Below are 26537 nucleotides of genomic sequence, written 5' to 3'. Positions count from 1 at the left end.
TCACTTCTTTCATAGCTTGTCTATAAAGGAAGGTGATGGTGATTTGAGTACGTATATTATTGAAAATGCGAATTGGGTAAAAGATTCCAAAGTCACTCAAACTTCTTTGCTGGTTAAAGACGATAAAATATCGGCCATAAGAGACAGCTTTTCTTATTATCGCTACATGAGGATGGATGTTTCATCTTTTATGATGACTCCCGGACTTGTAATGTGTGATTTAGAGGTACCTAAAGGGACGGAATTTCTTTCAATCAAGAATTATTACGTAGATGAATTTATCAATAAAGGGTGTACCACAGTGCTAACGGCATTTGATTTAAAGTACGAATTTGAATTTCAAACTAAATTAAATGAACGCAAAACCTCCTTGTTTAACAGTCCCCTTGACTACACGATAGGGTTAAAAACATCCGCAAATCTTATTACTCCAACGATTATTCGGTCATGCAAAAGACATAAGATTCCTGTCGTCTGGATTAATATAGACGAAATTGAACCATTCAAAGAAATTCGCTGGGGATGGATCAAAGGTTTTTTATATGATTACCCTATTACTTTTGTCCCTTTTTTTACGACAAACATAGACAAAAAAACAAAAATAAAGCATCTTAAAATATGGCAAAATTCGATGAGAATCGAGAAAATCCCTCATCTTTCAAATGAAATTATCCAAAAAGAACCAATGTCATTAGATAAACTGAAGAAAATTGGAATATACCCCCTTAGAGGAAATTTTTTAGTAGGTGGAGAAATAAGTTATAACCTCTATATGAAAGTCGAAGGGGAGGGTGCTGAGCCCTTAGCATTTCAAACCGATCATCATGTGCTAAAATGTACAATGAACAAAGGAAAATATTATTACTTAAATAATAGAGGCTATTTTTATCCCGGGGCGGGTGAAGAACTAATCATTCAAACACCGGGTTACTTTATTTAAATGAATATAAGCTTTTTTATAGAAAGGGATTGACCATGTCATACGCTGAACGAATGTTATCTTCTTTAGAAGAAGGAAAATTGGAAGAAGCACAGAAAGAGTATAAGCAAGCATTGAAATTTGGAAGTCATGAAGAGAAATTCAGCCTGGCTGAAGAATTACACCATTTAGGGTTTCTTGATGAAGCAAAAGAATTGTATGAAAATCTCCTCCAGTACTATCCGGGCGAGGGAGAGCTCCTGATTGAACTTGCAGAAGTGCTGGTGGAAATGGATAACGAAGAAGAAGCAATAGACAAACTGGCAGAATTAGATGAAGAAGATCCAATCTATCCAAGAGCATTGCTTCTCTTGGCAGATTTATATCAAATCCAAGGCTTATTTGAGGTAAGTGAACAAAAGCTTTTACAAGCCAAGAAGTTATTACCCGATGAGCCCGTCATTGATTTTGGCCTGGGGGAATTATATTCTGAAACAGGCAGGTTCCTGGAAGCAATCAGGCACTATCATACTCTTATCCAGAAAGGGACCAGTGAGATTGGTGGTACAAATGTTCATCAAAGATTAGCGGAAGCTTATAGTGTAGGGGGAGCCTTTGAAGAGGCTTTAACACATTACGAAGAGGCACTTAAAGATCATCTTGAAATAAATACCCTGTTCGGATATGCCTTTACCGCATATCAGGCTGGATTCTACGAAAAAGCCATTGAAAAGTTTGTTTCCGTTAAAGAGTTAGACCCGGAATATCATTCGGTGTATTTATTATTAGCGAGGTCCTATGAACATGAAGAAATGCTGCAGGAAAGCCTTGAAACCATACAAGAAGGCGTAAAGCAGGATGAATACAACAAGGAACTGAATTTGTTTGGTGGGAAGGTTTCCTTGAAGCTTGGATTAGAAAAAGAGGCGGAAGCTTTTTTAAGAGAAGCCTTAGCATTAGATCCTGGTTATGTAGAAGCGGCTTTGGTTATTAATAAATTGTTTTTTACACAGGATCGATTCGATGATGTATTGGAAATTGCCCAGATGCTTACGGTTGAAGGGGAAGAAGAGCCTCAAATCAACTGGGACCTTGCAAAGGCCTATGAAGGGCTTGAACAATATAATCATGCATTAAAACAATACCGTATTGCATATACTTACTTTAAGAATCATCAAGAGTTTTTAATAGAGTACGGACAATTTTTAGTAGAAGAAGGACTCAGAGGTGAAGCGATAGAAGTATATAAACACCTGATTGAAATGGATCCTTCAAATGACGAGTGGCAGGAGTTAATTGAAAGATTACAAGACTAATCGACGTCGGTGGTACAAAGGGATTTGACTGGTGTGTAAGCACATGAGAACACCTTAGAGTTGCTAACGTTTTTAATTGTCAAAAGGAAAACGGACCTTATAAAAGGATTCTGCAGAGGAGGGAAAACCATGACCACCCCTGTTTCTGTCAACGAGAAGAAAGAATTTATTCGCTGGTTTTTAAACCGATATCAACTAAAAAGAAGAGAATGTGTGTGGATACTAAATTACCTGATGAGTCATGATCAATTAATGAAAAAAGTTCATTTTGTGGAAGAATCTCAGTACTGTCCCAGGGGGCTTGTGATGTCCACGCATTGTGTTGAGGATGTGCCATTCCGCTTCTATAAAGAAAATATTATGACAACAGATGCAGAAAAGTCATTTCACGACATTCGTTTAAATAAGGACGAAGATATTTACATTCAATTGAACTTCAGTAAGGCAAACTCAAGTTATCAATTTGCAGCTGTACTTGAAGAAAACCCGTTTATGCCAAAGTATTTATTGATTAATGAAAAAGACAGGATTGTCGCTGAGCAGTTCCTTAAAGACAGTTTGCAAACCTTTCAACGTGACCGTTTGCTAAAGGCCATTGATCAGGCTCTTGATACCGGAGATGAAAAATCCTTTAAGAAGTTAACTCAAGAATTGAATAGCTTAAGCTAAAAGCTCGAATGAAGAGAAAGGTACATCTCTTCATTCGAGCTTTTTTGCAGATGCAAATAAATAGGATGAAGGTTTATGGAGCATACTATTGTAAAAAGTGAAATCGCTTTTAAACGAGTGTTATAAAGTGATATGATGGGAAGTGAAAAATGAAAGACGAAACGAGGGTTTTAAATGAATTGGAACGTAAAAGATATTGAAGTCTTTGAATCTGAAAAAGAATACATAGATACTGCTGTCATTCCGATGGTTCCTGTTGATTTTGGGAAGGATATCAAAGTTTCTGCAGCACAATCTGAATTTATCACTCTACTCACCTTTCACCTTGAAAGACAATTTAAAGGTAGAATGATCATGACGCCGGCATTTACGTATGGAATGTCTGCTTCCAGGATGGACGAGGTTTTGAGATTAACCCAGTGGGCCGAGGATTTAAGTGACAGTGGAGTGAAGCATACGTTCTTTCTGACATCGGACAGCGAGTGGAAAAAGGTAGAGGATGACTTGCATGACCGCTTGATTTGGGTGCCCTCCATACCGCTTGAGCATTTAGATGAGCAGTACAAACATTCCATCATGGAAGATCAAGTGAAGCAGCTCTTAAATGTGATTGTACAAAAATGGCAAAAAAATTCATAAAAACTTCACATTGTGTCCATCATTTAGATTAGAGAGTTATTGACCTTGTATAGAGTTTAATATATCATAGTTATGTCCTAGTTTTATATTTGTGCGAAATATGTCCGATGGACTTACCTTACGATAGAGGGGGGAAAAGGATGAGCAAACATCGTGTATCTAGACGTCAATTCCTTAACTATACACTTACGGGTGTAGGCGGTTTCATGGCGGCAGGAATGTTAATGCCGATGGTTCGATTTGCTGTAGATCCAGTATTAAAAACTTCAGCTGCTGGAGAATTTAAAGCGACAAAGCAAAAAGTTTCAGAGTTAACGAATGAACCAGTACGTGTCGATTTCTCTTATGAACAAAAAGATGCGTGGTACACATCAGAAGTAACACAAACTGCATGGGTTTATAAGAACAAAGAAGGAAATGTTGTTGCTCTTTCACCAGTATGTAAGCATCTTGGATGTACTGTTAACTGGGCGGGCGACAAGAGTAACCCAAACAAGTTCTATTGCCCTTGTCATGGTGGTTTGTATGAGAAAAACGGGAAAAATGTTCCTGGTACACCACCGACAGCACCGTTGGATGTATATCCAACAAAAGAAAAAGACGGTATTTTATACCTTGGACAACCTGAACCAAATAAATATGTTAAGTAAGGGGGCGTAATCTGTGCTGAACAAAATCTATGATTGGGTTGACGAGCGTTTGGACATTACGCCTTTGTGGCGCGATATTGCGGATCACGAAGTACCTGAACATGTAAACCCTGCGCATCACTTTTCAGCGTTTGTTTACTGCTTTGGTGGATTAACATTCTTCGTTACCGTAATTCAAATTTTATCTGGGATGTTCCTGACAATGTACTATGTTCCAGATATTAAAAACGCTTGGGAATCTGTGTACTACCTGCAAAATGAAGTTGCATTTGGACAAATTGTCCGTGGAATGCATCACTGGGGAGCTAGTTTGGTTATCGTAATGATGTTCTTACATACACTACGTGTCTTCTTCCAAGGTGCATACAAAAAACCTCGTGAACTGAACTGGGTTGTTGGAGTACTTATTTTCTTCGTAATGTTAGGACTTGGTTTCACTGGTTACTTATTACCGTGGGATATGAAAGCGCTATTCGCTACGAAGGTTGGTATTGAAATCGCAGCTGCTACACCATTTATTGGTGAGCAAGTGAAGATCTTACTCGCAGGAGATTCTTCTATCATTGGTGCACAAACACTAACAAGATTCTTCGCTATTCATGTATTCTTCCTGCCTGCAGCATTGCTTGGACTTATGGGAGCTCACTTCCTGATGATTCGTAAGCAAGGTATTTCAGGACCACTATAAGATACGAACATAAATTAATAAACCTTAAATTAGAAGGAGGGGGACGCTATGCATCGAGGAAAAGGGATGAAGTTTGTAGGGGACTCACGTGTACCTGCAGACAGAAAGCCGAATATTCCTAAAGATTATTCGGAGTTCCCTGGAAAAACAGAGGCTTTCTGGCCAAACTTCTTACTAAAAGAATGGTTAGTTGGAGCTGTTTTCCTAATCGGTTATCTATGTTTAACGGTTGCTCATCCATCACCGTTAGAGCGTGTTGCCGATCCAACAGATACTGGATATATTCCATTACCTGACTGGTATTTCTTATTCTTATACCAATTACTTAAATACACATATGCATCTGGACCTTATAATGTTATTGGAGCGTTCGTTATTCCTGGAATCGCATTTGGAGCGCTTTTACTTGCTCCATTTATCGACGTAGGACCTGAACGTCGCCCAACGAAACGTCCATTCGCAGTAGGATTCATGTTATTGGCACTTGCAGCAACGTATTTCTTAACTTGGGAATCAGTTGTGACTCATGATTGGGAAGCAGCGAAGGAACAAGGTAAGATTCAGGCTGAAGTGGATATTGATAAAGAATCTGAAGGGTATAAAATCTATGCAGACCAGAAAAATGGTTGTATTAACTGTCATGGTGAAAATCTGCAAGGTGGAGCGGGACCTTCTTTAGTTGCAACTGGCCTCTCACCTGAAGAAGTAGCGGATATTGCCAAAAACGGTAAACCACCAGGCATGCCTGCAGGGTTATTTAAAGGATCAGACGAAGAGCTGGATAAACTGGCTGAATTCATCTCTGGTTTAAAAGAATAAATAGTGAAAAAGGGCCGGCTTACGTTGGCTCTTTTTTTTCTACTTGAAAGAGAGGATAAAATAAATGTTCTGGATCATGTCCATCTTGAAGAACAAAACGTTTCTATGGTTCCTTCTCATTGTGAATTTGTTTGGAACAATATACGGTTATCTATGGTATATCCCTCAACTACGAAATACTCCCTCGCAATTTTTAGTGTTTGTTCCCGACAGCCCGACAGCCAGCCTGTTTTTTTGTTTCGTTCTCGTAGCATTTTTACTGAATCGCAATTGGCCATTATTTGAAGTGTTAGCCATTATCACCCTATTTAAATATGGGATATGGGCCGTGATCATGAATCTGTTAACACTGTGGGTTTCCGGTGATTTACCTTGGGAAGGTTATATGCTCATGGCGTCACATGGTGCAATGGCGGTCCAAGGGATATTGTATTCTTCCTTTTACCGGGTCAAGATATGGCATATTGTTGCAGGTGGAATCTGGACGATCCATAATGACATAATCGATTACGTCTACATGCAGTTTCCTGTTTACTCCAGATTGTATATGTACATACAGCATATTGGATATTTCACTTTCTGGTTAAGTATTGTATCAATCGCAATCGCTTATTACTTTACCCAAAAAACGAAACGATTAAATATTCATACGATGCCATAGTCGTTTTTTGGTCTACTCTTGTCCACCCTTTCATAAACTTTACTAGTAGTTTTAGGGGGGACAAGTATGAAATTTATCCAATTCTTTATCGCGCTGTTCTTTTTTCTCATTTTAATACCTCACCCATTAAATGCAGTAGAGTCGACGTCTCCGATGAACGAGCTTGATGAAGTTGCAGACCAGGCCTTGCAAATGACAAAGGCTGGAAGATATGAAGAAGCGAAACATCTACTGGTTTATTTCTCTGATGAATTTGCGGCTTTGAGTGCCCAACGGTCTTTTTCAATGGATGAGCTTAGAATTCTCACCATCTCACATAATCTGGCAGTGGAGAGTATTAATCAAACCTCTGCTGACATGGAGCAGAAGGTGAACGCCGTTACAAAGTTCCGCCTTGTGATGGATGCTTTAAGCAGTCAATATCAGCCATTGTGGGTCGAAATGGAAGACCCGATAATGGAAGCATTTAATGGAGTGAAGTCGGCAGCGGAAAATGGAAATGTAGATGAATACCATACCACATTGAATATGTTCTTATCGAAATATAATATTATTCAACCAAGTATTAAATTAGATATTCCGATCGAACGCGCTCAAGCACTGGACGCAAGAATTTCTTACTTGGATCATTACCGGCAAGACGTGTTGGAAAGTACGGAAACAATGACCGAATTAACATCCTTGGAAACTGACCTAGAGAAACTGTTTGAGAATAAACAAGAGGATGAAGCAGATCCTTCCCTTTGGTGGGTGATCATATCAACCGGCAGTATCATTGTCTCTACATTATCTTATGTAGGTTGGAGAAAATATAAAGGACAAGGGGAAGCAAAAAAGTCAGAGCGTCAAAAAAATTGACAGCGCGCTTTTAGCACTATAAAATTTAGGTATCTAAACATCTGGAGGTTATTGCGATAATGGCAGGATTTTTAATTTACTTTTTACTCATTGCTCTTATTCCAATCGGAGCTCAAATGCGTGTAAAGAGTACGTTTAAGAAATATTCAAGAGTGGCCACCACCTCAGGTATGACCGGCAGGGAGATGGCTAGAAGGATTCTCGACGACAATGGACTATACAACGTGAAGGTCGTGGAAGGCAGAGGTTTTTTAAGTGACCACTACAATCCGATTACCAAAACGGTTGCATTGTCACCTGATAACTATCATGGACATTCTGTAGCGGGAGCGGCTGTGGCGGCCCATGAAGTCGGACATGCGATTCAAGATGCTGAAAGCTATGCATTTTTACGATTCCGCCATGCTTTGGTTCCAGTTGCTAATATTGGTTCCAATATGTCCTGGATCTTCTTACTGATCGGAATGTTCACTCAAATGACTGGAATGTTCCTACTTGGTATCATTCTGATGGCAGCGGGGGTTGTGTTCCAATTAATCACCCTTCCTGTAGAATTCAACGCTTCTTCCCGGGCGATGAATCAGATCGTTTCACTTGGTCTGATCCGGAATGAAGAAGAACGGCATGCACGTAAAGTATTGAACGCCGCGGCGATGACATATGTAGCTGCTGCTGCAGTTGCGGTTATTGAATTACTTAGACTTGTATTAATCTTTACCGGGATGAATGGTGACGATTGATTCTAAATAAAGAAGAAGCTGGACTCTAGTTTTGAGCCCAGCTTCTTTTTGTCTGAAAATGGATTTAGATGGTTGAATACTTATTAGTCATGCAAAGGATTTTTATCTGCATCTAACGTAAAGCCTTCACCGAGTACGTCGTGCACGACGGTGACGGAGACGAAGGCGTGTGGATCGACGCTCGTGATAATATTTTTGAGCCGGACGATTTCATTTTTACCAACCACGCAGTAGAGCACTTCACGCTCTTGTTTCGTAAACGAACCATGCCCTCTTAAAATGGTTACTCCCCGATCCATTTTTTCATTGATGACGCTCGCGATTTCTTCATGGCTATCGGAAATGATCATGGCTCCTCTGGCTGAGTATGCCCCTTCCTGCATGAAGTCAATGACCCTTGCCGCAACGAATACAGCTACCAGTGTATACATGGCTTCCCTGTATTCCAGGTACGTAATGAGAGATGCCCCAATGACGACGGCGTCAAACATAAACATCGTTTTCCCCATGCTCCATCCTATGTACTTATGGGCGAGTCGAGCGATGATATCAACGCCGCCTGTCGTACCGCCATATCTGAAAATGATGCCAAGACCCACCCCAATAAAGACACCTGCAAACAATGCTGCCAGAAACAGATCGCCTTCGAGGTTGATCCTCATTTGATATCTTTGGAAAATCCATAGAAATACAGAAAGACTAACGGTTCCGATTACAGTATAATAAAAAGCTTTCTTACCGAGAAGCTTCCATCCTAAGAAAAATAGGGGTATATTTAATGCTAGGTTGGAGTAAGACGGATCAATGTCAAATAAAAAATAAAGGATAAGTGTTATTCCGGTAAACCCGCCTTCAGCCAGCTTATTTTGGATATTAAAATGGACAAGACCAAATGCGAATATGGCTGACCCCAACAGGATAAATAGTATATTTTTAAAACGTAATCCCAACATCTTTGATTCCCTCCTTCTCTTCGTATTATCTCGTTGACAGAGACATTATATAAGAAGAGAAACAAACTAGCAATGAAGAGTTTATAAATCAAACGTAATATTTGTCAAACGGCAAGGATTTAGCTAACATGATAGGAGATAATGAAGGAGTGAGGCTTCCTATGGATAATAAAAAATCGATGGAGCAATTACAAAAAGAAGTAGATCAATACATAGGTCAATTTAAAGAGGGATACTTCAGTCCACTAGCAATGATTGCGAGGCTCACTGAGGAACTTGGTGAGCTGGCGAGAGAAGTGAATCATTACTATGGAGAAAAACCTAAAAAGAATTCAGAAGAAGAAAAAACGATTGAGGAAGAACTGGGGGATTTATTGTTTGTTGTCATCTGCTTGGCAAACTCCCTGGATATTAGTCTGGAAGAGGCCCACAATCGTGTAATGCATAAATTTAACACAAGAGATAAAGATCGTTGGACAAGAATCGAAGGTAGGGATGAAGATGGAACAAATTAACATAACTATTGCAGGACCAAGAGGAAGAATGGGGAAAGAAGCTGTTCAGTTAGTTAGAGATACGAAACATTTTACGCTTATTAGTGTGATTGATTATAAGCAAGAAGTAAATATAGATGTACCGGTATACACAGATATCGAAACATGCTTTCAGGCTCAAACACCACATGTGCTTATCGACCTGACAACTCCAGAGGTGGGTTATCACCATACGAAAACAGCCCTCGAATACGGTGTTAGACCAGTTGTGGGAACGACAGGTTTTTCTACAGAAGAATTAAATGAATTAAAGATCCTGGCAGAATCAAAGTCATTGGGATGTATCATTGCACCTAATTTTGCGATTGGTGCGGTGCTCATGATGAAATTTTCCCAGATGGCCGCTAAATATTTTGACGATGTGGAAATCATTGAATTACATCACGATCAAAAACTGGATGCTCCTTCAGGGACTGCCGTTAAGACAGCCGAAATGATCAGGGAAGTGAGAGAATCGAAGCAGCAGGGGCACCCTGATGAAAAAGAAACACATCCAGGTGCAAGGGGAGCAAATGTTGACGGCATGCACATCCATAGTGTTCGCCTTCCGGGATTGATTGCTCATCAACAGGTGATGTTGGGAGCAGAAGGTCAGACTTTATCGATTCGTCATGACTCTTTTAACAGGGGAAGCTTCATGTCTGGAGTGAAGGTTTCCGTTGATACGGTCATGAAGCTGGATACACTTGTGTACGGGCTGGAAAATATTTTAGATTAAAGGGTGAGTGTTATGAATATCGCATTAATAGCTCATGATAAGAAAAAAGATGATCTGATTCGTTTTGTAATAGCTTATAAGCCGATAATTGAGAAACACGCTCTTTTTGCTACAGGGACAACGGGAAAGAGAATTGGAGAAGAAACGGGATTATCTGTCCATCGTTTCCGGTCAGGTCCCCTGGGAGGAGACCAGGAAATAGGCTCGTATATTGCCAATAATAATATGGATCTTGTTCTGTTTTTTAGAGATCCTTTAACAGCTCAACCCCATGAACCAGATGTATCTGCCCTCATCAGACTGTGTGATGTATATTCAGTCCCATTAGCAACGAATATGGGAACAGCTGAAGTACTGGTGAAAGGGTTGGATAGAGGGGATATCGAGTGGCGAAGTGTGGTAAAGGATAAGGAGGAGTAACGTGGATCAACAAGTTGACATCCTTGCATTCGGAGCTCATGCCGACGATGTGGAGATCGGAATGGGCGGCACCCTTGCAAAATATGCAGCTGAAGGAAAGAAGATTGTGATTTGCGATCTGACAGAGGCAGAACTTTCTTCAAATGGGACGGTTTCTTTACGAAAAGAGGAAGCAAGATCAGCTGCACGCATATTGGGTGCCAGCAAGAGAGAAACCCTGGATATTCCTGATAGGGGAATTTACATAACAGATGAAAATATTCAGAAAGTGGTTAACGTGATCAGAATGCACAAACCGAAAGCGGTATTTGCTCCATATGATCAGGATCGTCATCCTGATCATGGAAATGCGGCACGCTTGATTAAAGAAGGTTTTTTCTCAGCTGGAATTAGGAAGTTCCATTCCGCAAGCCCGGCCCATAAAGCGGATAATCTGTATTTTTATATGATCAACGGTTTTCACAAACCTCAATTTGTAGTGGACATCGAGGCACATATGCATACGAAGATTCGTAGCTTAGAAGCATATTCGAGTCAGTTTACCCAAGGATTTGAAGGAGTGTCTACTCCTTTGACAGAAGGGTACATTGAAGCGGTTGAAGCAAGGGAGCGAATGATGGGGAAAGAAGCCGGATTACGATATGCTGAAGGATTCTTCTCCTATAATACCCTTATATTGCATCATGATTTGTTAGGAGATTAATGGTATGAAAATGAAAATAGGAATTACCTGCTATCCCACCGTTGGTGGCTCAGGCGTAGTAGCTACGGAACTGGGTAAATTATTAGCAGAGAAAGGCCATGAAATTCACTTTATTACCTCGAGCATTCCATTTCGGTTAAATAAAATGTATCACAACATATACTTTCATCAAGTGGAAGTGAGTCAGTATTCAGTTTTTCAATATCCACCTTACGATATAGCACTGGCGAATAAAATGGCAGAAATTATAGAACGTGAGAAACTGGACATTCTTCATGTGCATTATGCGATCCCACATGCAGTCTGTGCCATTTTGGGTAAGCAAATGTCTGGTAAAGATGTAAAGATTGTTACCACCCTGCACGGCACCGATATTACCGTACTTGGTTATGATCCTTCTTTAACAAAAGCGATTCGTTTCGGTATTGAAAAGTCTGATGTGGTCACTGCGGTTTCTTCCGCTTTGGTGAAACAAACCAATGATTTAATCCAACCGGATAAAGAAATTCAAACGGTCTATAATTTCATAGACGAGAGAGTGTATAAGGCGGTAGATTCTCAGCATCTTAGAAATGAATATGGAATTAAAGACTATGAAAAGGTCATTATCCATGTTTCCAACTTTCGCGGCGTGAAAAGGGTAACAGATGTTGTAGCTGCATTCAACCTTATACAAAACGAGATTCCCGCCAAACTTCTCCTTGTTGGGGACGGACCTGAAATGACGGTGATTTGCAAACAGGTGAGAGAACTCGGATTAGAGGATCGAGTCCTGTTCCTTGGAAAACAGGATAATTTAGAAGAACTTTATTCGATTAGTGATATTAAGCTGCTGCTTTCAGAAAAAGAAAGCTTTGGATTGGTAGCCCTGGAGGCAATGGCTTGCGGCGTGCCGAGCATTGGGACGAATGTAGGAGGCATTCCTGAAGTAATTGAGGACGGATACAATGGCTTTATATGTGAAATCGGGAACGTCTCTCAGGTTGCAGAAAAGTCGTTGGAATTACTGACAGATGAGAAGCTTCATAATGAACTCTCGCGGAATGCACTACAAACGGCGAGAACTAAATTTCACTCCAGCAAGATTGTCAAAGAGTATGAACAGATCTACCAAGAGCTTCTATAATAAACAGTCGGAAGGTAAAGATCTGAGTAAAGCAGGTGTAAAAAATGTTACCGTCTATATTTCAAGAAGCCGTACCAGTTTTAAAGAAAATTGAAAGAGCAGGGTTCGAAGCATATTTCGTTGGAGGCTCTGTTAGGGATTACTTGCTGAATAAGCCCATTAATGACGTAGATATCGCGACGTCTGCCTATCCTCAAGAATTAAAGGAGATCTTTCCGAAGACGATTGATTTAGGTATTGAACACGGAACCATCCTGGTCATTGATGATGGAAGGGAATATGAAATCACTACATTCAGAACAGAATCTACATATGCTGACTTTAGAAGACCAGATAAGGTGGAATTCATCCGTTCATTAGAAGGGGATCTGGAGCGCCGTGATTTTACGATGAATAGTATCGCAATGGATGGACGGGGTAGGATATTTGATCCTTTTAATGGACGGGAAGACATACATAACGGAATGATCAGAACAGTGGGATCACCGGATTTAAGGTTTACAGAAGACGCCCTTCGTATGATGAGGGGAGTCCGCTTTGTCAGTCAATTAGGCTTCAAGATCGAGTCTGGGACACTGAATGCTTTAAAGGAGCACTCCAAACTGCTAAAGCATATCGCCGTTGAAAGAAAAACGATGGAATTCGAGAAGATCGCCGGAGGTAAATGGAAACGAAAAGCGCTCACCCTCCTTGTTCGTACCAACCTATATACTGAACTCCCTCATTTCACTCAACATAAAGATGCTCTTCAACAGGTTGCGGATCTTCCACAATTAGAAGGCATAAATAAGGACCAAGTATGGTTACTTCTTTTAGCATGCATTGGAGATCCTGATCCCCAGGGATTTCTTAAAGGCTGGAGACTCCCGACGAAAACAGTAAGGGATCGTTCAAATGAGCTTGAAATTCTTCAGTTAAGAAGGAAATCCGGCTGGTCTAAGCCTTTACTTTATCGTGCAGGTTTGGAAGCAGCCATTAACGTTGAGAAAGTCTATGAATGCATAGAATCCACACCGGTTTCTTCTGTAGAAGCGGTGAAGGAAGAATATCATTCTTTAGCGATTACATCGAGACAGCAGCTGGATGTAACAGGAAATGACTTGATGACATGGGCAAACAAAAAGGGTGGTCCATGGATGAAGGAACTTTTGGCTGAAATTGAATCCGCGATTATAACTGGAACAATTAATAACGATAAAGAAGCGATTAGGAGGTGGCTACAGACATGCAATCGACTATAAAGAAGAAACTGCTTCACGCTTTGTCTGAATCGGATCAGGATTTTCTATCCGGACAAGCATTGGCTGAAATAGCAGGATGTTCAAGAACGGCCATTTGGAAGCATATTGAAGAACTTCGTAAAGAAGGTTTTGTGTTAGAAGCCGTAAGAAAAAAAGGATATCGCATTATTGAAACCCCTGATAGTGTGACAGAAAGTAAGATCCGATTGGGATTACAAACGAAAACGTTAGGCAGAGTGATCCACTATGAGGAGTCAGTTCAAAGTACACAGCGCATCGCTCATGTGCTTGCGGGCGACGGAGCGGCAGAGGGTACGTTAGTCATTTCTGACGAACAAACAGCCGGAAGAGGAAGGTTAATGAGAGAGTGGCACTCATCAAAGGGAACGGGAATTTGGATGAGTCTGATCTTAAAACCCCTTCTTCCACCCCAAAAGGCCCCGCAGTTTACGCTCATTACTGCAGTTGCCGTCGTTCAAGCGATCGAAGAAGCAACAGATCTTCATCCCCAAATCAAATGGCCGAATGATATTCTTATTGACGGAAAGAAAGTGACGGGAATATTGACGGAACTGCAAGCGGAATCTGATAAAATAAATTCCATTATCATCGGTATCGGCATGAATGTAAATCACACAAAGGAACACTTTCCTGATGAACTTCAGACGATTGCAACCTCACTGGCCATTGAACAAGGAGATACCCTTTCAAGATCAGAAATTGTTCAAAAGGTGTTAGAACGAATTGAAGCCCTTTATTCTATCTATATGAAAGAAGGTTTTACACCGATCAAGCTGTTATGGGAGAGTTATGCAATCAGTATCGGGAAGAAAATCCGTGCCCGTACCATCAATGGAACGATTGAAGGTAGAGCATTAGGAATAACGGATGAAGGAGTTCTAAAGATTGAAGACACAACAGGAACCGTTCATCAAATTTATTCAGCGGATATTGAAGTGAATATTTAAGGGGAAACGAGGTGGATGCTAAACGATTACTTCCATCTCGTTTTTTTATGGTATAATCTCATTGGGCAGTATCCTTGGAACTGCACCTCTACGCACGTTCAGCTTTTAATACAATTTCTGCCTTGATCCATTGTGGACTGGGACAGAGGGTCGAAACAATGATACTAAACACTTATGATCCTTCTGTCATTTATTCAGAAGGTTTTTTTATTTCTATAATGAAAGTGCTTTCATTTCGTTTCGTCACCTCTGACTGAAAAGAAGGAGGACATTATGAAACAAACAACAGATTTTCTTAAGATGAAGAATAAGAGAGAAAAGATTTCAATGCTTACAGCGTATGATTTTCCAAGTGCCAAGATAGCAGAAGAAGCGGGTATTGATGTCATTCTTGTAGGTGACAGCCTCGGAATGGTGGTATTGGGTTATGACTCAACGGTACCAGTTACAGTTGAAGATATGATACATCATACGAAAGCCGTAAAAAGAGGGGCAAAAAATACCTTTATCGTCACCGATATGCCGTTTATGTCGTACCACTTGTCCAGAGATGAAACTCTTAAAACTGCGGCACAGATTCTTCAACAGGGAGGATCTCACGCTGTGAAGGTTGAGGGGGGAGATCATGTGATCGATCGTATTCATTCCCTAACGAGCGCCGGCATACCCGTTATGGCTCATTTAGGTTTGACCCCTCAATCCGTCGGTGTCCTTGGAGGATATAAAGTACAAGGGAAAACAGCCGACACAGCCAAAAAGTTGATCGATGATGCCATTAAATGTGAACAGGCAGGTGCTTTTTCACTTGTATTAGAGTGTGTACCAAAGCAAATAGCCAAAGAGATTTCAGAAGCATTAACGATACCGACGATTGGTATTGGGGCAGGCAGTGAAACCGATGGGCAAGTGTTAGTGTTCCACGATCTTGTAACATACGGAGTGAATCGTGTGCCTAAGTTTGTCAAACAATACAGCAACGCGTCAGAAGTCATTCATAACAGCATAAAAACCTATATAGAAGAAGTTAAAGGGGGTAGCTTCCCGACAGAAGACCATTCCTTTACGATGCGTGATGAAGAATTGGATGCTCTCTATGGTGGAATGAAAAAATGAAAGTGATTACGAAAATACAAGATTTGCAGCGTATGATACAACAAGTAAAGAATTCAGGATCCTCTATCGGTTATGTTCCTACAATGGGATACCTTCATGAAGGGCACTTGACTCTAGCGGAGGAAGCCAGGAATAATAACGATACTGTCGTGATGAGTATCTTTGTAAACCCCCTGCAGTTCGGTCCGAATGAAGACTTCGACCGCTACCCCCGTAATGTTGAAAGAGATACAGAATTAGCAAAGAATGTTGGGGTTGATATACTCTTTATTCCTGAAGTAGATGAAATGTATAAAGGGGAGCAATCTGTTACCATGAGTGTGATAGAGCGGGTAGAAGTACTGTGCGGACGAAAACGGGAAGGGCATTTTGACGGAGTGGTAACCGTTTTGACTAAATTATTTCACCTTATTCAGCCTACCAGAGCGTATTTCGGACTGAAGGATGCCCAGCAGGTTGCAGTAGTGGAAGGGTTAGTAAGCGATTATTTCTTTCCGGTTGAAATTGTGAGGGTACCAACAGTGAGGGAAGAAGATGGGTTGGCCAAGAGCTCAAGAAATGTCTATCTCTCAAAAGAAGAAAGAAGGGAAGCTCCTTCTCTTTATCAAAGTCTGGAAGAAGCAAAAAATCGTATTGAAGATGGGGAGCGGGATCCCGATTCCATTATTTCTATGATTTCAAAGAACGTCCAAGAAAACACATCCGGGGAAATCGATTATGTGGAAGTGTATTCCTACCCTGAGCTAACGGAACTGACTAGCGTACATGGGGAAATCATTATCGCTCTGGCAGTTCAATTTCAACAGGCCAGATTAATTGATAATATAATCATCAGTGTAGAACCAGAGGAGGATTCAAATGTATAGAACGATGATGAGTGGTAAAATTCACAGAGCGACTGTAACAGAAGCGAACTTGGATTATGTAGGGAGCATTACAATCGATCAGGATATATTAGATGCAGTTGGTATGATGGCGAACGAAAAGGTCCAGATTGTAAACAACAACAATGGAGCCCGCTTGGAAACCTACATTATCCCAGGTGAAAGAGGGAGCGGAGTCATATGTTTGAACGGAGCTGCTGCAAGACTTGTGCAAAAGGGTGATATTGTCATCATCATATCATATAAGATGGTAGCAGAAGAAATGGTCCATGAACATATCCCGAAAGTAGCCATCATGGGAGAAAAGAACCGTATCATAGATATGATCGGAACAGAACCTGAAGCGACTATACTATAAAAGAAATCGGCAAGTCTTCTAATTTGTGAAAAGGAGACTTGCTTTTTTGTTTATGGTACACTTATTTAGAAATCATAAGAGAATGATGTAGGATTTATATAAAGGCAGTGAATAACATGTACCCATTTAAACTGGTTGTTATCGATCTTGAAACAACAGGAAATTCTCCTAAAAAGGGAGAAAAAATCATCCAACTATCAGCGGTTATTATAGAAGGCGGAAAAATCATTGATCAATACACATCATTTGTGTCACCTGGAAAACCGATTCCTGCTTTTATTGAGGAGTTAACGGGGATCAATGATGAAATGGTAAAGGACGCTCCAGCTTTTCATGAAATTGCACCAAAAATACTTGAGTTGCTGGATCATGGCGTTTTTGTTGCTCATAACGTTCAATTTGATCTTTCATTCCTTCAAGCAGAACTGGAAGAGGCAGGCTATAATCCATTTACGGGACCTGCCTTTGATACAGTAGAGTTAGCAAAAGTGGCTTTACCATCGGCAGATAGTTTTAAATTGACGGAACTGTCCAATTCATTGGATTTAAGCCATGTAAGGCCTCATCAGGCAGACAGTGATGCCTATGTGACAGCCGAAATTCTTCTATATTTTATTGAAGAATTGTCAAAGCTGCCATTAGTCACACTCGAGAAGCTTTACAAGCTTTCTCATCATTTGAAAAGTGATCTCTCCTTATTGTTTGACAGTATTGTGAGTGAGAAACAAAAACACGTAGAAGACCTTCCACCACAGTTAGAGGTGTATCGAGGACTGGCTCTTCTGAAGAAAGCTGCTTCAATGAAAGATGAATCACCTATTGAAGAGCTCCATTTTGATGAACCCAATATAGAAGAGCATTTAGCAAAGCATGTCCCCTTCTATGAGAAGAGAGAACAGCAAATGGTCATGATGAATGAGATTCAACATGCTTTTCATGAACGCCGCCATGTGGTCATTGAAGCAGGAACAGGGGTTGGGAAGTCACTGGGCTACTTATGGCCTGCGGTCATGTTTGCCAAGACCTCTCATGAAAGAGTGGTCATCAGTACATACACCATCCAATTGCAAGAGCAATTGCTTCATAAAGAAATTAAATTATTGGAAAAAATAAGCCCTATCCCATTCAGAACCGTCCTGCTAAAAGGGAAAAACCATTACATAAACCTGTTTAAGTTTGAACAGTCTCTCCGTGAAAAGGAGTCTCAATATGATGTAGTTCTAACAAAAATGCAGATTTTAGTATGGCTGACACGAACAGAGACCGGTGATATGGATGAACTTAACCTCACATCGGGAGGGCAATTGTTCTGGAATCGTTTAAAACATGATGGCTGGCACCTGCCTCATACAAAGGATCCTTGGATAGGGAAAGATTTCTATCTCTCCGCAAGAAGGAGTGCTCAAGAAGCAGATATCATCATTACGAATCACTCAATGCTTCTGAGTGATATGGTGAATGATAGCAGCATGCTTCCTCCTTATGATTACTTAGTAATAGATGAGGCTCATCATCTGGAGAAGTCAGCAAGACAGCATCTTGGAGTCGTTATGGATTATCTCTCGATTAAGTTTAGTACTTCCCAATTAGGGACACTGGTCCAAAAACAGTTGTTTTATCGTCTGGATCAGCTTATTTCCAGTCACTCAGTTCAAATGAATACACATTCATTTGAATTGGACTCTCGTATTGCCCAGTTTTACGATGACTTAGAAGAGGCCATTGGAGTGTTAACGAGCGTTTTCTATAAGAAAGCCAAAAAGAGAACCGGGGTACAAAAAATACAGCTGAGAATTACGGATGAAATGAAGAAGAGCAGCTACTTTCAACCTGTTCTCATGGCCATGGAACGAGTCGTATCAGGGATGAAGTTTGTAGAAAGAGAGTTCCAGCAGGTACTCGAGACAATCAAGGATAAGAAAATAAAACTCCTTGATAAAGAAAAAGCCTTAATTGAAGAATTCTACAGCTTTTTAGTGGATTTTACAGAGTTGAGAATGAATTTTCAAACGGTATTTTTAAGAGAAATGAACAACCACGTTCTGTGGCTTGATGGAGACACAAGGTCATTACCAAACAGTCTTTCTATTCAAGCTCAACCTGTTACCGTCGATCGCAAGCTTCATGCTGAGATTTTTGCCAAAAAGAAAAGTGTGGTCCTGACTTCAGCTACCCTTACCGTCAGCGGGTCTTTCAATTACTTCATAAACGAGATTGGTCTTGTCGACCAGGGGATAAAACAGGTACAGCTTACTTCTCCATTTGACTACAATGAAGTTTCAAGATTATTCGTCCCAACAGACGTCCCTGAAATACAGCAAGTTCAAAGCGAAGAATATATTGAAGCAATAAGCTCTCATTTAATAGGGGTGGCACAAGCGACGAAAGGTCGAATGCTCATTTTATTCACCTCTTACGATATGTTAAGGAAAACGTATGAGTTGATGAAAGAAAGTGGTTTATTAGAGGAATATGTATTAATGGCCCAAGGAATCACCTCAGGAAGTCGCACACGACTGACAAAGAATTTCCAGCGATTCGATAAGGCTATTTTATTTGGAACGAGTAGTTTCTGGGAAGGTGTAGACATTCCAGGAGAAGACCTTTCTTGTCTTGCCATGGTCAGACTTCCATTTTCTCCACCAGACGAGCCTGTCAATCAGGCAAAATCAGATATTTTGAAGGCTCAAGGGAAAAATCCATTTTCTTCTCACTCTTTACCTGAAGCCATTATTCGGTTCAAACAAGGGGTAGGAAGGCTGATTAGAAGAAGCAGTGATCGTGGAATCGTAATTGTGTATGACCGCAGAGTAATGACGACAAGGTACGGAAAGGCTTTCCTGCAGTCCATCCCTTCAATGGAAGTAAAAGAAGGGGATTTATTTGATTTGGTTTCATGGATTGAAGATTGGCTCTAAAACAGATTAAACTTCAGTGATAAATTTTACTCTTTAACACAACCTAAAGAGTAGATGTGAAACTGGAGGATTGAAAATGAGAGTAATCTTAACGGCAATGCTATCTTTTCTCCTTGTCATTTCAAATGCCTATGGAATGAAAGTGCCTCAGGTGGATTTACATGTATCACATGAGGAGTATGCGATTAGTTTTCTTCCTGTTATAAAAGGAGAGGTAGCTGTTCTTCATTTAGCTTCTGGGGAAAATTATTTAATCAATACTGGACCTCTTCAGGAGAGAAATCAGTTATATTATTATTTGAATCAAATTCATATTAACAACATCAAGGGAATCATCATCACGGAAAAAAGAGAAGTGCATGAGGATATGATTGCTGAGTTAGGGGAGAAGTACTCTATTGAAGAAATAATAGTGGGCAGATCTCTAGCTAAAGCTATACCGGAAAAAGGATCCTATACCATACACACCATTCAAGAAAATCAGTCTTACTCACTTTCGAAAGAGTTGGCGCTAAATGTAATGCATGAAGGCAATGAGAAACGAGAAGGATTAGACTTTTCCATTACCTTTTATCATCATCGCTTTTTGTGGCTGAGCTCACAAACATTGCATTCTGAAGAGGTTTTACTGACAAAACCCCTAAAGAATGTCAACATTGTGAAAATACCTCTTCATTCTAAATCTGAAAACATGTCCCATAGTCTTCTGAGGCATATCGATCCTCAAACGGCATTGCTTTATCGTTCTAAGGAAAGGCTTCTTAATGGTGAAATGCTCGAAGCGATCAACGAGGCGTGGATTGACCTGTATCTGACAGGCCAGCATGGATTGATTGCCATTAAATTTAATAAGAGAAACTACGAAGTGCTGACTTTTGATCAAGAAGATGGAGTGTTTAAAGAAGATGGCCATACAAACTAACCCCATTAAATAAAGAAGGGCTGACAATTCTGTCAGCCTGAGTGAGTGTCGATTAGTATATAGTTTTTGTGATAACCTCTACCATATTAGCCTTTAATGTTGTTATAATGTGTGTAGAGTTTCTTACTCATAGTGTGGCGAATCGTAATGTCACTATGAGTAGAAAAAAATGTTTTCTAATAAGGGAACACTATTGTAAGCGGGTAAAAGGAGGAACACCATGGAGAGCCGAATTGAAATTCTTTCCACTGTTCGTATCGAATATACGGATAACTTATATAAAGTAGTTGATACACTGAATAGAACCTTAAAAAAAGATGATTATATGTTTGGTTTAGCCTTAGATCCGGAAGATCAGAATCAAGCAGTATTAACAATTTATCGTACATAAAGAGTGATTGTAATGAAAAAATGGATAACGATTATCGCACTATTGTTCATTGTCCTTGGGATAACGGCTTCGGTCGTAATTTATCAAGTTTCCCGGAACCCATTGGATAATCAGGCTGAGAAGGCTCTAAGTCGAGTGAAAGCTGAAACGGCTATCGTCGATGTTGAAAGCACAAGCTTCTACAACGGCTCTAAGTCATATGTTGTGGTGACAGGTAAGGATGATCAAAACGAGAAGCTCGTCGCTTGGATACCCAATAAAAAAGGGAAAATAATTGAGAAAAAATGGGCAGATGGTATTTCAAAAGAACAGGCAATCAATAAACTAAATGATGAAAAGCAGCCGAAAGAATTGTTATCAGTCCGTTTAGGATATGAATCTGTCGGGCCTGTTTGGGAAATTACCTATTTAGATCAACAAGACAATTTAAATTATTTTTACCTGCTGTTTTCTACTGGAGAATGGTGGAGGAAAATAGAAAATTTATAATCAACTCTAGGGGGAATACGTCCATGAAATTTACGTTGGCTGACAGAGTAAGTGCATTAACACCATCAACGACTTTAGCGATTACTGCAAAAGCAAAGGAAATGAAGTCACAAGGAATTGATGTAATCGGGTTAGGTGCAGGGGAACCAGATTTTAATACACCTGAACATATCATCAAAGCTGCGCATGAATCCATGACTGAGGGCCACACCAAATATACTCCATCTGGTGGAATGGCGAAATTAAAAGAAGCCGTCATCCACAAGTTTGAGACAGACCAGAAACTCACGTATGCACCTTCTGAAATCATCGTAACAAGTGGGGCTAAACATGCCCTTTATACATTGTTTCAAGTGCTTTTAAACGAAGGTGATGAGGTCATTATTCCTACTCCTTATTGGGTTAGCTATCCTGAACAAGTGAAGCTTGCCGGAGGAACTCCTGTAATCGTTGAAGGGAAAGAAGAGAATGAGTACAAAATAACTCCACAGCAGTTAAAAGAGACGATAACTCCTAAAACGAAAGCGGTCATCCTTAACACACCTAGTAACCCTACAGGCATGCTATACTCCCCGGAAGAGTTACATGCGATTGGGGAAGTATGCTTAGAAAATGATGTTCTGATCGTTTCAGACGAAATTTATGAGAAGCTTGTGTATGACGGGAACGCACACACGTCTATTGCTGAATTGTCTCCAGAACTTAAAGAGCAAACAATCGTGATTAACGGGGTGTCAAAATCTCATTCCATGACGGGATGGAGAATTGGGTATGCCGCAGGTAACGAGGCAATCATTAAAGCAATGACCAATCTTGCCAGTCATTCTACCTCAAACCCAACGACGACTTCACAATATGGGACGGTTGCTGCCTATTTAGGAGATCAACAGCCGGTAGAGGATATGAGACAGTCGTTTGAGGAGCGCTTAAACATTGTTTTTGATAAATTAAACAATATTCCAGGGTTTAGTTGTTTAAAACCTCAAGGTGCATTCTATCTGTTCCCGAATGTGTCAGAAGCGGCTAAGAAAACAGGCTACAACAATGTCGACGAATTTACCAAAGCACTACTGGAAGAGGCGAAGGTAGCCGTTATTCCTGGTTCAGGTTTCGGATCGGACAATAATATCCGTCTTTCTTATGCCACAAGTCTTGATGCACTTGAAAAAGCAATTGAGAGAATGCATGAATTTGTTGTTAGGAAAAGTAAATAAAACAAGGGTTTGCAGACCGCGTTCGTTTCGGTCTGCTTTTTACTTAAAATGATCTCGTTTTGCTGTATCTATTGCGACGAGATAACGGTAAATGTATAATAAATAACGATACATAAGCGTCTTAGTTTTTTTGGAGGGAAAAAATCGTGAAAACTACTATATCTCAAGTAAGTAAGTTTGTTGGTGAAGAAGTAACCATTGGTGCTTGGCTTGCGAACAAACGTTCAAGTGGAAAAATTGCCTTTCTCCAGCTCCGTGATGGTACTGGGTTCATACAAGGTGTTGTTGTAAAAAGTGAAGTGGAAGAAGAAATCTTTCAAAAAGCAAAATCATTAACGCAAGAAACATCTCTATATGTTACTGGAACGGTTTCTGAAGATTCCCGTTCACCTTTTGGGTACGAATTGCAAGTGAAAAGCGTAGAAGTGATTCATGAAGCAGTTGATTATCCAATTACACCTAAGGAACACGGAACAGAATTCCTGATGGATCATCGTCACCTTTGGCTTCGTTCCCGTAAACAACATGCAGTGATGAAAGTGCGTAACGAAATCATCCGTGCAACATATGAGTTCTTTAATCAAGAAGGATTTGTAAAAGTAGATCCTCCAATTCTGACGGGAAGTGCTCCAGAAGGAACGACCGAGTTATTTGCCACTAAATATTTTGAAGAAGATGCCTACCTTTCTCAGAGTGGTCAGCTTTACATGGAAGCAGCAGCCATGGCATTAGGTAAAGTATTTTCTTTCGGGCCAACATTCAGAGCGGAGAAATCGAAAACTCGTCGTCATTTAATCGAGTTCTGGATGATCGAGCCTGAAATGGCATTCTACGACTTTAAAGATAACCTGGAAGTACAGGAGCAATATGTTTCTTATATCGTTCAATCGGTTCTGGAAAACTGCAAGCTGGAATTAGATCGATTAGGAAGAGATACTTCTAAGTTAGAGCAAATTAAAGCGCCATTCCCACGAATCACCTATGATGATGCCCTTAAACTACTGCATGAAAAAGGGTTCGATGATATCGAGTGGGGAGACGACTTTGGGGCTCCACATGAGACTGCGATAGCTGAAAGCTACGACAAGCCGGTATTTATCACGCATTACCCTACTTCTTTAAAGCCTTTCTATATGCAGCCTGATCCAGACCGCGATGATGTCGTATTGTGTGCTGACCTGATCGCTCCAGAAGGGTATGGGGAGATTATCGGTGGCTCAGAGCGTATCCATGATGCAGAGCTGATGAAGCGTCGCATTGAAGAGCATGAGCTGGCTACGGATGCATACAAGTGGTACTTGGAATTAAGAGAATATGGATCTGTTCCTCATTCAGGATTCGGTCTAGGACTTGAAAGAACAGTGGCTTGGATCAGCGGAGTAGAACACGTAAGGGAAACCATCCCATTCCCGCGTCTACTAAACCGTTTATATCCTTAATTCAAATTTCAAACAAGGAGCTGGCTGTATTGCTTTAAAAGCAATACCGGCCGGTTCTTTTCTTTTTCCATCTTTCTTCTAATTCATAACCATGTCCACATATACTGAAGCATGATATACTAGTGAGTGAGGTGTGCCGAATATGGATTATAAACGATTAATGGTGTCCTGGATCGAAGAGGGAACACTGAACATTCCGCAATTATTATTATCAAATTACAATACATTAGGTTTAAATGAGTCAGAGTTCGTTTTACTGCTGCATATTTATGGTCATTTGGAAAAGGGTAACTATTTTCCAACCCCAGAAGAGCTCTCTGAACCTATGAGCCTTTCTACTGAATACTGTTCGTCTATATTACGAAAGTTAATTCAACAACAATTTCTATCTATTGAAGAGGGATCTTCAACAGATGGAATCCTTTTTGAAAAGTATTCTCTCAATCCATTATGGGAAAAAATGGCTGAGTTCGTGATACAAGATTCTAAAATGAAACAAATGCAGAAATCAATGGAAGAAGAAGCAGACATTTATACCACATTTGAACAAGAATTTGGTCGTCCGCTATCTCCATTAGAATGCGAAACGTTAGCCATGTGGTTGGACCAGGATGATCATAATGCTATTATTATTAAAGCAGCCTTGAGAGAAGCAGTCATATCAGGCAAGCTGAATTTTAGATATATCGATCGTATTCTATTTGAATGGAAGAAAAATGGTGTGAAAACCATTGAAGATGCACGAAACCAAAGTCAACGCTTCCGTTCCCATCAAAAACCCGCAGCTTCAAGTGATTCTACGGCTTCTCCTAAACGAAAATCAGTACCATTTTATAATTGGCTTGAGCAATAAGACGATAGAATGGACTGACTCTCACTTGCTTGAGGGTTGGTCTATTTTTTTGGATAACCTTTTTTAATTGAATATTGTTGATTTAGTAGGACAAGGTGGAGGTATTAAGATACATGCTAAATAAAAAACAAATACAAATATGCTTAGATGAAATGAGGGAAATGTTTCCCGACGCTCACTGTGAGCTCCGTCATGACAATCCATTTGAGCTGGTAATCGCCGTCCTTCTATCGGCACAATGTACTGACGCCCTCGTAAATAAAGTCACAAAAGGCTTATTTGAAAAATACAAACGACCTGAAGATTATCTGGATGTCTCCTTGGAAGAACTTCAACAGGATATACGCTCCATTGGGCTGTACCGGAACAAAGCAAAAAACATTCGAAAACTATGTGAGATTATTCTGACGGAACATGGGGGGAGTGTTCCTGAAATTCATGAAGAATTAGTGAAGCTGCCGGGCGTAGGAAGGAAAACTGCAAATGTAGTAGTATCGGTGGCATTTGGAGTGCCGGCTCTGGCAGTAGATACCCATGTTGAACGTGTAAGTAAGAGACTAGGGATTTGCCGATGGAAGGATAGCGTATTAGAAGTAGAAAAAACGTTAATGAAAAAAATCCCGAAAGAAGAGTGGTCCGAAACTCACCACCGGCTGATTTTCTTTGGAAGATACCATTGTAAAGCTCAATCCCCTCAATGTGACGTTTGCCCGCTGGTCGATTTATGCAGAGAAGGTCAAAAGAGATTAAAGAAAAAGGGTAACATATGAAAGAAACAATCTTGAACATCCCGTCCCAGTTAATTGATCCTTTTTTCTTTCCTGACTCAGAAGTGAGAGTGGATGCTTCTCATATCATACCGGATGAGCCTTTCTTTGCTTATGAAATTCTCTATTTCAATGAGAAGGCTCTAAGTATACTTCCTTGGGTGGATCGTGAATTATTCATAAGTATCATATTAAAGAGTTGGGGAGAAGGGCAGAAGTGTCTTAAAACGTTATTTAAAGAACGTTCAAAGAATACATTACATCCAATGAAAAAAAGTATTTCGCAATTTTATATGCTTTTATACTGGAGTAATTCACTTCCTGTACAATTAAATTCGGACATTTCTCCCATCAATAAACTTTCCATTAAACCGGTAAACGTAGTGGAAAGAATGACGTTCATTAGAAATAATCCAAACCTATTCCATTCATTTATACAGTTATCTCAGCTATTCGAGGAACAACATAAACAATTTGCTAAATCACTGGCTTTAAAACGAGCTAGAGAGAAATAAAAAGGCAACGAGAACATACTCTCGTTGCCTTT

Annotated in this window: 30 protein-coding genes; 29 read left to right on the top strand and 1 reads right to left on the bottom strand. The window is 40.2% G+C overall.

Features of this window, described 5'->3' with window-relative positions:
• Positions 1-43: 43 nt before the first annotated feature.
• The 10 genes from AAEM60_RS14085 to AAEM60_RS14040 all read left to right on the top strand — a co-directional run bounded on the left by AAEM60_RS14085 (position 44) and on the right by AAEM60_RS14040 (position 7959).
• Positions 44-940, top strand: a complete 897-nt coding sequence (locus AAEM60_RS14085) for a hypothetical protein (protein ID WP_299737969.1) — start codon at positions 44-46, stop codon at positions 938-940.
• Between the two features lie 35 nt (positions 941-975).
• Positions 976-2235, top strand: a complete 1260-nt coding sequence (locus AAEM60_RS14080; protein ID WP_341356540.1) for a tetratricopeptide repeat protein — start codon at positions 976-978, stop codon at positions 2233-2235.
• 129 nt (positions 2236-2364) lie between these two features.
• On the top strand, positions 2365-2904 hold the full coding sequence (locus AAEM60_RS14075) for a ReoY family proteolytic degradation factor (RefSeq protein ID WP_149156921.1): 540 nt from the start codon (positions 2365-2367) through the stop codon (positions 2902-2904).
• A 174-nt stretch (positions 2905-3078) separates the two neighbouring features.
• Positions 3079-3543 carry a YpiF family protein gene (locus AAEM60_RS14070; RefSeq protein ID WP_299737960.1) on the top strand — a complete coding sequence of 155 codons (465 nt, stop codon included), beginning with the start codon at positions 3079-3081 and terminating at the stop codon, positions 3541-3543.
• Between the two features lie 140 nt (positions 3544-3683).
• Positions 3684-4193 (top strand): ubiquinol-cytochrome c reductase iron-sulfur subunit, encoded by a 510-nt coding sequence (locus AAEM60_RS14065; protein WP_044336348.1) that lies wholly within the window; start codon positions 3684-3686, stop codon positions 4191-4193.
• 13 nt (positions 4194-4206) lie between these two features.
• On the top strand, positions 4207-4881 hold the full coding sequence (locus AAEM60_RS14060; protein ID WP_044336350.1) for a cytochrome b6: 675 nt from the start codon (positions 4207-4209) through the stop codon (positions 4879-4881).
• A gap of 48 nt (positions 4882-4929) precedes the next feature.
• A complete protein-coding gene (locus AAEM60_RS14055; RefSeq protein WP_113970697.1) occupies positions 4930-5700 on the top strand; it encodes a menaquinol-cytochrome c reductase cytochrome b/c subunit in 771 nt (256 codons plus the stop codon).
• A gap of 64 nt (positions 5701-5764) precedes the next feature.
• Positions 5765-6361: a DUF1405 domain-containing protein gene (locus AAEM60_RS14050; protein ID WP_299737951.1), complete on the top strand. Its 597-nt coding sequence runs from the start codon at positions 5765-5767 to the stop codon at positions 6359-6361.
• 66 nt (positions 6362-6427) lie between these two features.
• A complete protein-coding gene (ypjB, locus tag AAEM60_RS14045; protein WP_299737949.1) occupies positions 6428-7219 on the top strand; it encodes a sporulation protein YpjB in 792 nt (263 codons plus the stop codon).
• Positions 7220-7278: 59 nt separating this feature from the next.
• The gene (locus tag AAEM60_RS14040) at positions 7279-7959 is read left to right on the top strand and encodes a zinc metallopeptidase (RefSeq protein ID WP_299737947.1); all 681 of its coding nucleotides are present in this window, start codon (positions 7279-7281) and stop codon (positions 7957-7959) included.
• An 83-nt stretch (positions 7960-8042) separates the two neighbouring features.
• Here AAEM60_RS14040 and AAEM60_RS14035 read toward each other — a convergent pair whose 3' ends face one another.
• Entirely contained in the window at positions 8043-8912 is an 870-nt protein-coding gene (locus AAEM60_RS14035; protein WP_299737945.1) for a YitT family protein, read from the bottom strand.
• A 101-nt stretch (positions 8913-9013) separates the two neighbouring features.
• Here AAEM60_RS14035 and AAEM60_RS14030 point away from each other — a divergent pair, with 101 nt between their 5' ends.
• The 19 genes from AAEM60_RS14030 (at position 9014) to AAEM60_RS13940 (ending at position 26505) form a co-directional block, all read left to right on the top strand.
• On the top strand, positions 9014-9427 hold the full coding sequence (locus tag AAEM60_RS14030; protein ID WP_299737943.1) for a nucleotide pyrophosphohydrolase: 414 nt from the start codon (positions 9014-9016) through the stop codon (positions 9425-9427).
• Positions 9414-10184, top strand: a complete 771-nt coding sequence (dapB, locus tag AAEM60_RS14025) for a 4-hydroxy-tetrahydrodipicolinate reductase (protein ID WP_341356539.1) — start codon at positions 9414-9416, stop codon at positions 10182-10184. Before AAEM60_RS14030 ends, dapB begins: the two co-directional genes overlap by 14 nt.
• 12 nt (positions 10185-10196) lie before the next feature.
• Positions 10197-10604 (top strand): methylglyoxal synthase, encoded by a 408-nt coding sequence (mgsA, locus tag AAEM60_RS14020; RefSeq protein WP_341356538.1) that lies wholly within the window; start codon positions 10197-10199, stop codon positions 10602-10604.
• A gap of 1 nt (position 10605) precedes the next feature.
• The gene (bshB1, locus tag AAEM60_RS14015; protein ID WP_299737937.1) at positions 10606-11307 is read left to right on the top strand and encodes a bacillithiol biosynthesis deacetylase BshB1; all 702 of its coding nucleotides are present in this window, start codon (positions 10606-10608) and stop codon (positions 11305-11307) included.
• 4 nt (positions 11308-11311) lie between these two features.
• Positions 11312-12433 (top strand): N-acetyl-alpha-D-glucosaminyl L-malate synthase BshA, encoded by a 1122-nt coding sequence (gene bshA, locus AAEM60_RS14010; protein ID WP_299737935.1) that lies wholly within the window; start codon positions 11312-11314, stop codon positions 12431-12433.
• Positions 12434-12477: 44 nt separating this feature from the next.
• Positions 12478-13674, top strand: coding sequence for a CCA tRNA nucleotidyltransferase (locus tag AAEM60_RS14005; protein ID WP_341356537.1), 1197 nt, complete (start codon positions 12478-12480; stop codon positions 13672-13674).
• Positions 13659-14642 carry a biotin--[acetyl-CoA-carboxylase] ligase gene (locus tag AAEM60_RS14000; RefSeq protein ID WP_341356536.1) on the top strand — a complete coding sequence of 328 codons (984 nt, stop codon included), beginning with the start codon at positions 13659-13661 and terminating at the stop codon, positions 14640-14642. Before AAEM60_RS14005 ends, AAEM60_RS14000 begins: the two co-directional genes overlap by 16 nt.
• Before the next feature lie 273 nt (positions 14643-14915).
• Positions 14916-15755, top strand: coding sequence for a 3-methyl-2-oxobutanoate hydroxymethyltransferase (gene panB, locus AAEM60_RS13995; protein WP_299737930.1), 840 nt, complete (start codon positions 14916-14918; stop codon positions 15753-15755).
• Entirely contained in the window at positions 15752-16621 is an 870-nt protein-coding gene (gene panC / locus AAEM60_RS13990; RefSeq protein ID WP_299737928.1) for a pantoate--beta-alanine ligase, read from the top strand. Before panB ends, panC begins: the two co-directional genes overlap by 4 nt.
• Positions 16614-16997 carry an aspartate 1-decarboxylase gene (panD, locus tag AAEM60_RS13985; protein WP_299737926.1) on the top strand — a complete coding sequence of 128 codons (384 nt, stop codon included), beginning with the start codon at positions 16614-16616 and terminating at the stop codon, positions 16995-16997. The genes panC and panD overlap by 8 nt, the downstream gene beginning before the upstream one ends.
• Positions 16998-17113: 116 nt before the next feature.
• Positions 17114-19915: an ATP-dependent DNA helicase DinG gene (gene dinG / locus AAEM60_RS13980; protein ID WP_341356535.1), complete on the top strand. Its 2802-nt coding sequence runs from the start codon at positions 17114-17116 to the stop codon at positions 19913-19915.
• A 76-nt stretch (positions 19916-19991) separates the two neighbouring features.
• Positions 19992-20837 carry a hypothetical protein gene (locus AAEM60_RS13975; protein WP_299737922.1) on the top strand — a complete coding sequence of 282 codons (846 nt, stop codon included), beginning with the start codon at positions 19992-19994 and terminating at the stop codon, positions 20835-20837.
• Between the two features lie 220 nt (positions 20838-21057).
• Complete coding sequence (locus tag AAEM60_RS13970) at positions 21058-21228, top strand: YpmA family protein (protein ID WP_082051082.1); 171 nt, start codon at positions 21058-21060, stop codon at positions 21226-21228.
• 12 nt (positions 21229-21240) lie between these two features.
• Positions 21241-21717 carry a DUF5590 domain-containing protein gene (locus tag AAEM60_RS13965; protein ID WP_341356534.1) on the top strand — a complete coding sequence of 159 codons (477 nt, stop codon included), beginning with the start codon at positions 21241-21243 and terminating at the stop codon, positions 21715-21717.
• Positions 21718-21740: 23 nt separating this feature from the next.
• Entirely contained in the window at positions 21741-22931 is a 1191-nt protein-coding gene (locus AAEM60_RS13960; protein WP_341356533.1) for a pyridoxal phosphate-dependent aminotransferase, read from the top strand.
• A gap of 146 nt (positions 22932-23077) precedes the next feature.
• On the top strand, positions 23078-24370 hold the full coding sequence (asnS, locus tag AAEM60_RS13955; RefSeq protein ID WP_142675601.1) for an asparagine--tRNA ligase: 1293 nt from the start codon (positions 23078-23080) through the stop codon (positions 24368-24370).
• A 142-nt stretch (positions 24371-24512) separates the two neighbouring features.
• Complete coding sequence (locus AAEM60_RS13950) at positions 24513-25223, top strand: DnaD domain-containing protein (protein WP_299737915.1); 711 nt, start codon at positions 24513-24515, stop codon at positions 25221-25223.
• A 113-nt stretch (positions 25224-25336) separates the two neighbouring features.
• Positions 25337-25993, top strand: a complete 657-nt coding sequence (gene nth / locus AAEM60_RS13945) for an endonuclease III (RefSeq protein ID WP_299737913.1) — start codon at positions 25337-25339, stop codon at positions 25991-25993.
• Entirely contained in the window at positions 25990-26505 is a 516-nt protein-coding gene (locus AAEM60_RS13940) for a YpoC family protein (protein WP_299737911.1), read from the top strand. The genes nth and AAEM60_RS13940 overlap by 4 nt, the downstream gene beginning before the upstream one ends.
• Positions 26506-26537 lie beyond the last annotated feature (32 nt).

The organism is Rossellomorea sp. y25 (assembly GCF_038049935.1).
In the GTDB taxonomy this organism is placed as follows: Bacteria; Bacillota; Bacilli; order Bacillales; family Bacillaceae_B; genus Rossellomorea.
The sequence above is the reverse complement of the archived record's forward strand: the minus strand, read 5'-3'. Positions and strand labels throughout refer to the sequence as shown.